This window comes from Candidatus Levibacter sp. Uisw_134_01 (genome assembly GCF_047717795.1).
Taxonomy (GTDB): Bacteria; Pseudomonadota; Alphaproteobacteria; order Puniceispirillales; family Marisalimonadaceae; genus Marisalimonas.
In genome coordinates this window covers 551571-564013 of record NZ_CP159808.1, presented here as the reverse complement: position 1 = coordinate 564013, position 12443 = coordinate 551571, and the positions used below count along the sequence as shown (strand labels likewise).

Genomic DNA, 12443 nt, shown 5'->3' with positions numbered 1-12443 from the left:
ATATGAGGTCTTTATTATGAAAAAAATTTTACTAACTCTATCTGTTGTTGTTATTGGTGTTGCAGCTTACTTATTCTATCAAGACAAATCGAAAACTTCTATTGTTGATATGGACTCAAACCAAACTAAGGTTGGCTTTGTGTATTTAACAACACCAGGAGATCATGGATGGACTTATGCTCATGAACTGGGCAAAAAAATGGTTGAAAAACATTTTGGAGAAAATGTTAAAATATCAGTAGTTGAAAATGTTCCAGAAGGTCCAGATGCTACAAGGGTTATTAGAGAGTTAGCAAAACAAGGTAATGAAATTATATTTACTACTTCTTTTGGTTACATGGACCCAACCTTAAAAGTGGCTAAAGAATTTCCAGATATTAAGTTTGAACACATTACAGGTTATAAAAGATCAGCAAATGTTGCGACAGGCAATATAAGATTTTATGAAGGTAGATATATCCAAGGTGTTGTAGCTGGATTAATGACTAAGACGAATAAAATTGGATATATCGGTGCATACCCAATAGCAGAAGTCATAATGGGTATTAACGCATTTGCACAAGGATTAAAATCTGTAAATAAAGATGCATCTATTTCGGTTATATGGGCAAACACCTGGTATGATCCAGTTAAAGAAGCAGACGCTGCGAAAGTTCATATCGCTGAAGGAGCTGACATATTAGCTCAACACACAGACTCACCAGCGATGCTTCAAATAGCCGAGAAAAAAGGGGCTTTAGGATTTGGACAATCTACTGACATGTCTGCTTTTGCTCCCAAAGCTCAGTTATTTGCATCCATAAACAACTGGGGACCATATTTTATAAAAAAAATAGAGGCTTTAAGAAATAGTAAATGGAACACAGGTGATGGACCAGATCATTGGGCAGGTAACGTTTGGGGAGGATTGGACACAGATATGTTATTAATTTCTGAGTTTCAAAATATGCCTTCTGATGTTGCTGATAAAGCAGAAAAAGCAGTTCAAGATATTAAAAGTGGGAATTTAAATATCTTTGCTGGTCCATTAGTTGATAATACTGGCAATGAAATTATTCCTGCGGGAAAAACTCTTGATGATGGTGCTTTGTGGGGTATGAATTATTATCTTCAAGGTGTGGAAGGTAAAATTCCAGGATAATATATAAATAATTAAGGTGGTCACATTTAATAGTGTGACTACCAATTTAAGAATGAACTTTTATTTTAAAATAAAAATAATTTCATTATTTTTATTCTTTTTAATTTTTTCTAATACTAACAGTTTTAGTGCTTCGAAATTAATTGTGACTGAATTAAATAATGAAGTATTTGTACTCGATGTTTATGGTAAAAGATTTAACCTTAAAAATACTTATGAGATTAAGACTGGTGACTTTCTGAAAACAAAGAATGTACCAGCTAGTTTTATTTTAAAAAATAAAACCAAATTATGTTTGTCTGCTCATTCATCTATAAAGATAAACGCTCAAGTTCTTTTAAAAGAAAATTACGAAATTACATTTCAGTTTAGAAGTGGAACTCTTTATCTTTCAATTCCAATCAACTCAACTGACACACATAATGTAAAATTTTTAAATTATAGTATTAAAAATTTTAAGAATGATCTTTTTTTATCTAAAGAAAACGAACTTGAGTTAATTAATTATAGAAATAATTTAAATCTACTTTTTAAAGGTCAAGAAAATATAAAAGTTGTGCCTTTAAGTTATTTAACGTTATCTAACGATGGAGATGTTATTAATAGCGGTAAAATAATAAATAGTGATGATATTAAAAAGAAATTTCTAGCAGGTTGTATGAATAAAGCTTCAAAAGATAAACTTAAAAATAATTCTAGAGTACTTCAATATGGATGTGTCACTCAAAATGGCAAATTAGTCTGTGGAAATAGATATAAATAATATTTTTTAAAAATTTAAATATATAATTCTAAAGGCAATGAAACCTAAAAGTATTAAAGTTATCTTATCAAAACTTTCTTTAGACACACTTTTAGCTATCCAAGATCCAAGCGGCATAAATAATAAAAGTACTAACGTAGATATACAACTGATTAAAATAATCTCCAAATTTAAGAAGTTATAATAATACAAAGTAGGCATTTGAAAAATAGACATCACTCCAAAATAAACAGAAATAGTAGGAATAAATTGATTCCGTTCTAATTTCATGGAATTTAAAAATGTTATTGATATGGGAGCTGAAAGCCCAGCTGTTCCTTGAAGAACCCCACCAAAGCCACCCATTAAAAAAACTAACTTCTTAGCCTTTTCATAAGTCAATTTCCACGAAGGTACTATTAATTTTAGAAGTATGTAAACAATAACAATAAAAGCAACTGACAATGTCAAAATTTTAATTGATAAATTTACTAATAATATTGTACCCAAAAATGCTCCAATACCTCCACCTATGGCGAACGACAAAGTAAAGAATTTAGGTAAAATAGTTTTTCTAAATTGATATAACTGTCCAATATTTGTTAATAAATTTGGAATTACCATTATAATAACTGCAATTCTTACATCATAAAAAGCTGCAATGACTGGAATTGTTATTATAGGGGCACCTGCTCCAGTAGCACCCTTTAAAATACCACCAAGGGAGAAAGCTACTAAAATAGCTATAATAATTATTGGATCAGAAAACAAAGTATAATGACTTTATAATTTTAAGATTAATTTTCCAAAGTGTTTGTTTCCTCTCATATGAGACAATGCTTGAGAAACATCTTTGAAATCAAAAACTTTTTCAATTGGCATCGACAGTGTTCCATTCGACACAGCATTACTTAAGTCGCTCCACATATCTTTAAATACTTTTCTAATTTCATCTAAAGATCTAGTTCTAAAAGTAACACCTTTATAATTTATTCTTCTAAGTGCATGTATGTCACAATTAAACTCAGAAGGCCCTCCAGCTAATCTTCCTACATTCACAATATTTCCCTTAATCTTAGTAGCCAGCATATTTTGATTCACAGTATATCCAGACAATTGATCTATGATTAAATCAACTCCCTCACTATTAGTTTTATCTAAAACTTCATCTGACCATTTAGGATTTTTTGAGTTTACAACAAAGTCTGCACCCAATTGTTTTAATCTATCAAACTTTTCAGGCTTTGTTGACGTACCAATAATCATTTTTGCTTCAAAATGCTTTGCCATTTGTAATCCCATTAAACCAACGCCAGAACTCGCACCTTGAATAAGAATAGATTGTCCCTTTATAAATTCACCAGCGGTAACAATTGCATTATGCATAGTAGCAAGAGCTATTGGTAAAGTGCTTGCTGTAATAAAATCCATATTATTATCAGGAATTTTAATCACCCTTCCCCAATCCGTAATAGCATATTCAGCCCATGCAGCGGTACCTGAACACATAACTCTATCACCAACCTCAAGATCTAGCACATCACTTCCAAACTCAACAACTTCTCCTGAAAATTCCATCCCCACTATTGTTCCAGAACCACCTGCAGAACCATGAGCGCCACCGTCAGCAACAACTAAATCTGCTCTGTTCAGACCACAGGCAAAAACTTTAATTAGTACTTCATTTCTTTGTGGTTTTGGAATATCAACATCTAAAATATCAACTCCACTTTCGACAACCGTTACTGCCCTCATATCTTCTCCTTAATTATAAAATATATAAAATTAAGCTCTTGCTTCTTTTAATTTATTGCTAATACCTTCCGCATAAATTCTTACATCACTAGCAAGTGTAGCTAAATGATAACCATTAGATAATTTATCTTTCAAATATGAAGGAGAAAGGCAGTGTATACCGACTTTGATATTATTATCTATGCAGGCATTTTCAATTCTTTTAATGGCTTTTATAACCTCTGGCTCTACTCTATCTAAACCCGGTTTAAATCCCATAGATATGCTTAAATCTGATGGACCTATATAAATCCCAGTTAAACCTTCCGTTGCTGCAATCTTCTCAACATTGTCTAAAGCTTCAACTGTTTCTATCATCGCTAAAGATATTATATTATCATTTGCTTCATCATGATAATTAGGGCCATGTATCATAACAGCTCTTGTAGGGCCAGAACTCCGACTTCCGACAGGAGCATATTTTGTGGTATCAACAAATGCCTTAGCATCTTCAGGAGTGTTTATCATTGGACAAATCACACCCAGAGCTCCTGCATCTAAAGATTTCATTATTATTCCTGGTTCGTTCCAAGGAACCCTTACCATAGGTGTCTTTCCAGATCCGGAAATCACTTGAAGCATATTTAAGGCAGTTTGATAATCTACTAAACCGTGTTGCATATCTATTGTTATAGAATCAAAGTCATTCATTGACATCATTTCAGCTGTAACTGCATTTGGAATGGAACACCAGGCATTAATGGCTCCCTTACCTTTTGACCAACAGTTTCTTAAAGATTGCTGTTCCATTTATTTACTCCTATAAAACATTTTTATTAATTATGACTTCAGGGTCTACTTTATTATCAAATACATCAAGCACGTTTTGAACTGCTTGTTTTGACATTCTGATGGTGGCTTCTTGAGTAACTCCTGCAATGTGTGGTGAAAGGAGAATATTATCCAAACTAAAAAGTGGGTTTGAAGATGTAGAAGGTTCATCATCGTATACATCTAATCCAGCACCTAGAATTTTTTTAGAGGTTAGAGCGTTATAAAGAGCTTTTTCATTTACTATTCCGCCTCTAGCGCAGTTTATTAAAAATGAACTTTTCTTCATCATATTAAATTCTCTTTCGGAAAACATGTCAGTTGTTTCCTTATTTTTTGGACAATGTAATGATACTGCGTCCATATCTTTTAAAATATCTAAATAATTATCTACATATTTCGCTCCAGATTTTGTTATTTCAGAAGCATCTATGTAAGGGTCATATACAAAAACATTCATATCAAAGGCCAGAGCTCTTTTAACCAACTTCGATCCAATCCTTCCAAATCCAATAATAAGAATGTTTTTATTAGCAACGTCCCAGGCTCTTATATCCCACCTAGCAGTCCAATCAGCTTTTCGAGCAAATTTATCATAATAAAAAACATTTTTAGAAAGTGCTAACAACATAAACATCGCATGCTCTGCAACAGAAATCATATTTGAATGTGCAGCTATTGCCAAAGGAATCCCACAATCATTTAAAGCATCAACATCGATAGAATCATATCCAACACCATGCCTAGAGACTATCTGAAGATTTTTAGAATTTTCAATTATTTTTCTAGTAATATTTGCAGTTCTAACAGTAACCCCATGGGCATCTTTTGCTGCTTCCAGAATTTCATTTTCATCAGCTGACATGATGGTAATTGCTTCAATATCATCTCGTTCTAATAATAGTTTCTTTCCCTCTTCATGGAGGCCTTGAACCATAAGAACTTTCTTTTTATTAGTTGGATTATCTTTAGGCATAATGCTTCCTTGAAAAATTTATTAAATTTTAATTTTAATCAAAATCATAATTTATACAAATTAATTATACCCTAAAAATAAGTTGTTTTTTTTTTTAATATAATCAAAAATAAAATATTTTAATTAGGAATTTATACATTTATGAAAACTAAAGCATTTATTCGCCGTGTGGGATTTGGTTTAAGACCCGACGAGAATGTTCCAAAAGACCCTCTTAATTGGGCTAAATCTCAAATGACAGTTGTGCCAAAAATGATTTGGCCTGGAAGATTATACACAGAAAATGAGATGATTGATATAAGGATAGATTTTCAACTTGAAGAAGATAAAATTCAAGATACAGAAAAAAATCCAACAAAAGCAAAGTTAAAGAGAAGAAAACTAAATCGTCGAACTGGACGTAAATTTTTCGAAAAATACGAGTTAGCGATTAGACATCATCAAGCAGTTCATGGAGATCAACCTGTATTCGAAAGATTTTGGCATTTTTGGGGAAACCACTTTGCTATTGTTGATAAAAATAAATTACCAGTATTTAACACAGGACCAATGCAAAGAGAACAATTACGCCCATTAATGACAGGTAATTTTTCTGACATGGTCTATAACATGACAATAACATGGCCAATGATAAAGAGTTTAGATAATTTTAAATCAGCCGGCCCTAATTCAGATAGTAATGTATACAGAAAAAGTAAAAATAAACGTGTAAAAGGATTAAATGAAAATCATGGGCGTGAACTACTAGAACTTCACACTATATCTCCTAAAGCAGGGTACACTCAAGAGGATGTAATTAATACTGCATATATTATGACAGGCTGGGGATTTACAGGATGGAAAAAAGGACATAAGGGTGATTTAAAAAAAACTGGATATGAACATTATAATCATGAACCTGGAACGCATAAAGTACTAGGAAAAGAATATAAAACATCAGGATTTAATAAAAAAACCCATGGCAAAAAACAATTACGAGAACTAGTTGATGACTTATGCTCAAGTGAAAGTTGTAGAAATTTCATTGCATGGAAATTATGCCGACATTTTATATGTGATGATCCAAATAAAGATATGATTAAAATTGTTACTGATGCCTGGGTAAAATCAGATGGAATGTTAATAGATATCCATAAGGCCGTTTTAAAAGCAGCCTGGGAATATGGTGAAACAGAAGAAAAATTTCTTTCACCAGAAACATGGCTTATTCAAATTGCAAGAATGACTGGCGCTGATTGGCCTGGAGATCCTCAAATTTTTGAATACGATTTTAAATCAAAACTTAATTATAAACAAAATAAAATAAAGTGGATCCTTGCTGAATTAGGTCATCTTCCCTATAGGGCCAAACAACCAAATGGCTTTCCAGATACTGAAGCTGAATGGCTGTCACAAGAATATCTTGTTAGAAGAATTGCATTAGTTAACAACCCCACACAAATTGGACTATATAAAAATTCTATACCAGAAATTGATATTTCAAAAAAAATGGTTAACAAAAACTTTGATAATCCTAAAGAATTATTGGAAGTCTTGAGAAAGCTAGAAATAAACAATGAAGGATCAAATTCTTTAATTGCTTTATTATGTAGTAGGAAGGTTTTAAAAGTATGAATATTTCTCGACGAGTATTTTTGAGTGGTTCTGCATCTTTAATAGTTACTGCCCCTATGATTTCAAATGCATTTGGTTCATCTTTAACTAAAAAAAACTTAGTAGTTGTTATGTTACGTGGTGGAATGGATGGACTTACAGCAGTTCCATTTATAGGTAATAACATTCTTGCAGACGCTAGACCAGATATTGGTGTAGAAAAACCATTAAAACTTACATCTGATTTTGCACTTCATCCACAACTTAAATCATTTAAAAAGTTATGGGATAAAGATAAAGCATCAATTTTTCATGCTACCTCTATTCCTTATACAGGCAGGTCTCATTTTGAGGGACAATACCTAATGGAAAGTGGTGGAACTTTACCTTATTACGATAAAACTGGATGGTTAGGAAGAGCTCTTGAAACTGGCAATAGCAAGAGTTTGTCTATCTCACTACCTATGCCTTTAATATTAAGGGGTGGAAGAGATCTTGATAATTTCATGCCCTCAGCAAATAAATTACCAAGTGATGAAACCTTAAAAATATTAGCGAATGACTATAGTAAGGATAAAGTATTAAGCAATGTTTTAAATACCATACGTCAACGACCAATTTCTATGATGCAAAACAGTAAGAATGCAAGCCAAGATATTAAAAAATTAGCTAAAATTGCTGGTCAACAACTCGCTCAAAGAGAAGGGCCAAGTATTGCCGTTTTTGATATAGCAGGATTTGATACTCACGCTGATCAAGGTGGTAACAATGGAGAACATGCAAAAAAATTAAGACAGTTTGACCAAATAATCTCGACCCTAGAAAACGAAATGAGTTCTGCTTTTGAAAACACAATAATTGTTTCACTTACTGAATTTGGAAGAACACTCGATCAAAATGGTGGATCTGGTACAGAACATGGTTATGGATCTGCTATTCTTATGGCTGGAGGTCTATTAAACAAGTCTAAAATAATAAGTGATTGGCCTGGTCTTGAAAAAAAGAATTTATTTGAAGGACGTGATTTAAATTCATCTGTTGATGCCAGGGCAGTTTACGCCTCTATTCTTGCTAGAGTTTTAGATAGTGATCATAAACAGATGGTTAAAAAAGCATTTTTTGGAGTAGACCTTCCAGACATGACCAATCGTATTTTTGGCTAAATAATAAATATTTAAAGTTAATTTTTTTTTGATAACGTGGTGCCCGGGGGCGGATTCGAACCACCGACACGAGGATTTTCAGTCCTCTGCTCTACCAACTGAGCTACCCGGGCAAATGGATTTATTATCTATAACGCCTAGACTAGATTATGTCTATAAAACAAAATAAAAAATTAAATATCTTTTTCGTAATCATCTTCGTTTGTCTGAATTGAGTATTTTTCACCTAACCAATTATTTAAATCAATATAACTACAACGTTGAGAACAAAAAGGTTTTGTGTTCGATTCAGAGTTAAATTCTTTTTTACATGTGAGACACTTTAATTTTTTTATTTCTTTTTTTTTCATAAATTAGTTTCCGACAATTCACCATAATCATTAGGAAGATCATTTCTTTGAATGACTTTAATAAAAGATGGATACTTTTTATTTATAATTTTTTTATATAAATTATTTCCACATATAAATTGAATCTTAGTTTTTGATTGAATTTTTTTAGATGCTCTCCATAACGATCTTAAATGATTTTGAAAATTAAATTGATCACTATTCTCGTAAAAATTTTCCAATAAAGCTAAATTTCTTGGAATATAAATTTCATATAGTAACAATTTTGAAAAACCAAGGAAGTTGCCATCAGTAAAATATTTTTTCCCTATTTCAACAATTTTTTCATGTAATAACTTTTTTTTAGTAGAAGACATTCTTGGAAAATCTATTAATATCATCCCTCCAATATTTCTTAATTTAATCTCTTCAAGACATCTAACATATGCTTTTTTACAAAAATCGAACATATCCTCATCTGAATTAAGAATTAATTTTTGAGTATCTATATCAATAAGAGTTGCTGCTTTTGTTTTTTCAATCCAGATCAATCCACCGCCTGTAATATTTACCTTTGGTTGCAAAGCCTCAAGAAAACATTGATCTAAATCTAATTCATCCCAATATACTGCATATTTATCCTCTAAAACAGGGATGTTTTTTGTAAAATAAAGGAATATTATTTTTTCTATTTTATCTAATGCATTTAATTTTTGTTCAAATTGTGAATTTGAATCTAATAAATTTGCTTGAATAGGTTTATCATCGAATTTTTCACTTACAATGATTACTTTAACAACACTATTAACTTTATTGGACTTAGGAACACCTCTTACACTCACTACAGTATCATTTTTTAACCTAGCACGAACAATTCCTCCGTGCAGTGTTTTAATAATTTTTGCTTCATATATATTACCAACAATTGACGGATTTGTATTAAACCAGGAACTCATTTTTAGAATTTTTTTATTTAAAATTTCTACTATTCTTGTTTCTTCAGCACATTTATCTATTAAAATAAAATGATTAGGAAGTTTATTAGTCATTATTAAATTTATATCCAATAGATAAAAGCATTCTATACAATTCAGCTAAAGGTAGACCTACAACATTGCTATAAGATCCGGATAAAAAATTAATAAATGAAGCTGCAATTCCTTGAATACCATAAGCTCCAGCTTTACCTTGCCATTCATTAGATTGAATGTAATAAAAAATTTCTTTTGAACTTAATCTTTTAAATTTAACAACTGATTGGACTGTTTTTATCTTTAATCGATTGTCAGGAGAGAAAAGACAAAAGGACGTAAGTACTTTGTGTCTTCTGCCTGAAATAAGTTTTAAATACTCTTCAGCCTGTTTTGCCTCTGTTACTTTATGAAGTATCCTTCTCCCAACGGAGACAACGGTGTCAGCAGTCAATATTATAGATGAAGGGTATTTATCTTGAAAAATTTTGTTTTTTTCAACCGCTATTCTTTTTACATAATTTAATGGGAGTTCATTCTTTTGATTAATTTCGTTGATGTTTGGTTTTAATATAAGGTCTGGATAAACACCTATCTGATGCAGTAAATCAATACGTCTTGATGAGCCTGAACCTAATATAAAATGCTTGTTAACGTTAGATTTGTTCATAAAACAAACTCAAAAAATAAAAACTATTTATATCTAAACGTAATTCTACCTTTGGTTAAATCATAAGGGGTCATTTCAACATTAACTCTGTCGCCTAGTAAAACTCTAATTCTATTTTTTCTCATTTTACCACTAGTATGAGCTAAAACCTGATGTTCATTATCGAGTTTAACTCTAAACATCGCATTTGGTAAAAGTTCTTCTACTAAACCAGAAAATTCTATAACGCCTTCTTTTGCCATGTAACCTCATTTAGTTTTTAAGTGTAATCTGACTAATATACATAATTAGTCAAGATTTTTATTAAATTATTTTGATAATTACTTATTAATTCTTAAAGCGATAGACATAGCATGAGCTTCAAGACCTTCAGCTTCTGCTAAAGTTATAGCATGCTTACCAATTATGCCAAGGCTTTCTTTGTTACAATTAACTATTGTAGTCCTCTTATAAAAATCTATAACTCCTAATCCACTTGAAAACTTTGCTGTTCCATTTGTGGGAAGTACATGATTGGGTCCAGCAATGTAATCTCCAATAGCCTCAGGGGTATTATGACCAATAAAAATAGCTCCTGCATTTTTAATCTTATTTAATGATTGTTTTGCATTTTTAAATATTAATTCTAAATGTTCTGGAGCTATGAAATTAACTAATCCTATTGCTTCATCAATATCTTTTACAATAATAATAGCTCCGTTATTATACCAGGAAGAACTTGCTATTTTTGATCTTTTAAGATCTGCAAGATAATTTTGAACTGAGACTTCTACTTTAGAAGCAAGTTCCTTACTATCAGTTATCAAAATTGCTTGAGCTTCTTCATCGTGTTCAGCTTGAGATAAAAGATCAATTGCAACATGATCTGGGTTGGCTGTTCCATCGCAAACAATTAATACTTCTGAAGGACCTGCAATTGAATCAATTCCTACTTTTCCAAAAACTTGTCTTTTAGCCTCAGCTACATATGCATTACCTGGGCCAACAATTTTATCTACCTTATCAATAGTTTCTGTGCCATATGCCAAAGTCGCAATTGCATGGGCACCCCCCATACATATAAAATCAGTTACGCCCGCAATATAAGCAGCTGCTAGTACTATTTTAGATTTATTTAAATCAGAAATTGGGCTTACTAAAATTCTTCTGTTAACACCTGCAACCTTAGCTGGAATTGCATTCATTAAAACAGATGATGGGTAGATAGCTTTTCCACCAGGAACATAAAATCCACATGAATTTACTGGTGTATATTTCAAACCAAGATCTACTTTAACATCATCTTGATATTCTAAATCCATTGGTATCTGGTGCTGGTGAAAAGAACGTATTCTACTAGCTGCAAATTCTAAGGCTTCCTTTTCATTATTGTTTAACGAAGTATAAGCTAATTTAAGTTGTTTTTGAGATATTTTTAATTGTTCAATTTTGTCTACCTTAATACCATCATATTTATCAACTAAATCTAGTAATGCTTTATCACCAAACTCTTGTATTTGTTTTATTATATTTAAAACTGTATTATGGATATCAACACTAATTTCTTGCTCATTACTTAATAACTTGTTCAAATTAGATTGAAAATTTTGTTCTAATGTATTTAGTTTTGTAACTTTATTTTTGTTCATTTATTATGTCTCCAACCTTGTCTATCCAAGGTTGTATTGTTTTTGAGTTTGTTTTTATAAAACTTCTATTAACAGCTAATCGAGTGGAAACTTTACAAATCTCTTCTAATTCCACGAGATCATTGGCTTTCAAAGTAGATCCAGATTCTACTAAATCAACAATTCTTTTGCATAAACCCATTGAAGGAGCCAATTCCATGGCACCATTTAGTTTGATACATTCTGCATGTACGCCTCTTGATTCAAAATGGTTTCTAGTAATGTTTGGATATTTAGTGGCAACTCTAACATGGCTCCACGTTCTTGGGTCCTCATTAACAGCTATGTCTTTTTGAGCAGCGACAACCATTCTACATTTACCTATATTAAGATCAATAGGAGAGTAGACTTCTGAATGATCAAATTCAGTTAATACATCGCTTCCAACAAAAGCCATTTGAGCTGCACCATATGCTAAAAACGTAACTACATCAAAAGAACGTACACGTATTATATTGATGTTGTTTACATTACTCTTAAACATAAGTTTACGATCTTTTTCATCGAAAAAAGATGTTTCCGGCTCTATACCTACTCTTTTTAAGATTGGTAAAACTACATCCAAAATTCTGCCTTTAGGAAGTGCTATAGTAAAATTATTATTATTATTCATATTAATGACCTAA

General features: G+C 31.5%; 14 protein-coding genes and 1 tRNA gene. 4 read left to right on the top strand and 11 right to left on the bottom strand.

Annotated elements, in window-relative coordinates; genetic code table 11:
- Positions 1-16 precede the first annotated feature (16 nt).
- Together ABXT66_RS03065 and ABXT66_RS03060 are read left to right on the top strand one after the other, a co-directional pair.
- The gene (locus ABXT66_RS03065; protein ID WP_443644195.1) at positions 17-1141 is read left to right on the top strand and encodes a BMP family ABC transporter substrate-binding protein; all 1125 of its coding nucleotides are present in this window, start codon (positions 17-19) and stop codon (positions 1139-1141) included.
- A 145-nt stretch (positions 1142-1286) separates the two neighbouring features.
- The gene (locus tag ABXT66_RS03060) at positions 1287-1904 is read left to right on the top strand and encodes a hypothetical protein (RefSeq protein WP_443644194.1); all 618 of its coding nucleotides are present in this window, start codon (positions 1287-1289) and stop codon (positions 1902-1904) included.
- 6 nt (positions 1905-1910) lie between these two features.
- Here the strand turns inward: ABXT66_RS03060 and ABXT66_RS03055 are convergent, their stop codons facing one another.
- The 4 genes from ABXT66_RS03055 to ABXT66_RS03040 are packed head-to-tail and all read right to left on the bottom strand — an operon-like array spanning position 1911 to position 5424.
- Positions 1911-2654 carry a sulfite exporter TauE/SafE family protein gene (locus ABXT66_RS03055; protein WP_443644193.1) on the bottom strand — a complete coding sequence of 248 codons (744 nt, stop codon included), beginning with the start codon at positions 2652-2654 and terminating at the stop codon, positions 1911-1913.
- A gap of 12 nt (positions 2655-2666) precedes the next feature.
- The gene (locus tag ABXT66_RS03050; protein ID WP_443644192.1) at positions 2667-3638 is read right to left on the bottom strand and encodes a quinone oxidoreductase family protein; all 972 of its coding nucleotides are present in this window, start codon (positions 3636-3638) and stop codon (positions 2667-2669) included.
- A gap of 30 nt (positions 3639-3668) precedes the next feature.
- The gene (locus ABXT66_RS03045; protein ID WP_443644191.1) at positions 3669-4427 is read right to left on the bottom strand and encodes an HpcH/HpaI aldolase family protein; all 759 of its coding nucleotides are present in this window, start codon (positions 4425-4427) and stop codon (positions 3669-3671) included.
- Between the two features lie 10 nt (positions 4428-4437).
- Entirely contained in the window at positions 4438-5424 is a 987-nt protein-coding gene (locus ABXT66_RS03040; protein ID WP_443644190.1) for a hydroxyacid dehydrogenase, read from the bottom strand.
- A 141-nt stretch (positions 5425-5565) separates the two neighbouring features.
- Between ABXT66_RS03040 and ABXT66_RS03035 the strand changes: the two genes are divergently transcribed.
- On the top strand, positions 5566-7038 hold the full coding sequence (locus ABXT66_RS03035) for a DUF1800 family protein (RefSeq protein ID WP_443644189.1): 1473 nt from the start codon (positions 5566-5568) through the stop codon (positions 7036-7038).
- A complete protein-coding gene (locus ABXT66_RS03030; protein WP_443644188.1) occupies positions 7035-8180 on the top strand; it encodes a DUF1501 domain-containing protein in 1146 nt (381 codons plus the stop codon). Before ABXT66_RS03035 ends, ABXT66_RS03030 begins: the two co-directional genes overlap by 4 nt.
- 37 nt (positions 8181-8217) lie before the next feature.
- Here the strand turns inward: ABXT66_RS03030 and ABXT66_RS03025 are convergent.
- The 7 genes from ABXT66_RS03025 to hisG form a co-directional block, all read right to left on the bottom strand.
- A tRNA-Phe gene (locus ABXT66_RS03025) sits at positions 8218-8293 on the bottom strand.
- Between the two features lie 60 nt (positions 8294-8353).
- Entirely contained in the window at positions 8354-8530 is a 177-nt protein-coding gene (yacG, locus tag ABXT66_RS03020; protein WP_443644187.1) for a DNA gyrase inhibitor YacG, read from the bottom strand.
- Positions 8527-9558, bottom strand: coding sequence for a ribonuclease E/G (locus ABXT66_RS03015; RefSeq protein WP_443644186.1), 1032 nt, complete (start codon positions 9556-9558; stop codon positions 8527-8529). Before ABXT66_RS03015 ends, yacG begins: the two co-directional genes overlap by 4 nt.
- Complete coding sequence (locus ABXT66_RS03010) at positions 9551-10150, bottom strand: Maf family protein (RefSeq protein WP_443644185.1); 600 nt, start codon at positions 10148-10150, stop codon at positions 9551-9553. Before ABXT66_RS03010 ends, ABXT66_RS03015 begins: the two co-directional genes overlap by 8 nt.
- 23 nt (positions 10151-10173) lie before the next feature.
- The gene (gene infA / locus ABXT66_RS03005) at positions 10174-10392 is read right to left on the bottom strand and encodes a translation initiation factor IF-1 (protein WP_443644184.1); all 219 of its coding nucleotides are present in this window, start codon (positions 10390-10392) and stop codon (positions 10174-10176) included.
- A gap of 78 nt (positions 10393-10470) precedes the next feature.
- Positions 10471-11778 (bottom strand): histidinol dehydrogenase, encoded by a 1308-nt coding sequence (hisD, locus tag ABXT66_RS03000; protein WP_443644183.1) that lies wholly within the window; start codon positions 11776-11778, stop codon positions 10471-10473.
- Entirely contained in the window at positions 11765-12430 is a 666-nt protein-coding gene (gene hisG, locus ABXT66_RS02995; protein ID WP_443644182.1) for an ATP phosphoribosyltransferase, read from the bottom strand. The genes hisD and hisG overlap by 14 nt, the downstream gene beginning before the upstream one ends.
- Positions 12431-12443 lie beyond the last annotated feature (13 nt).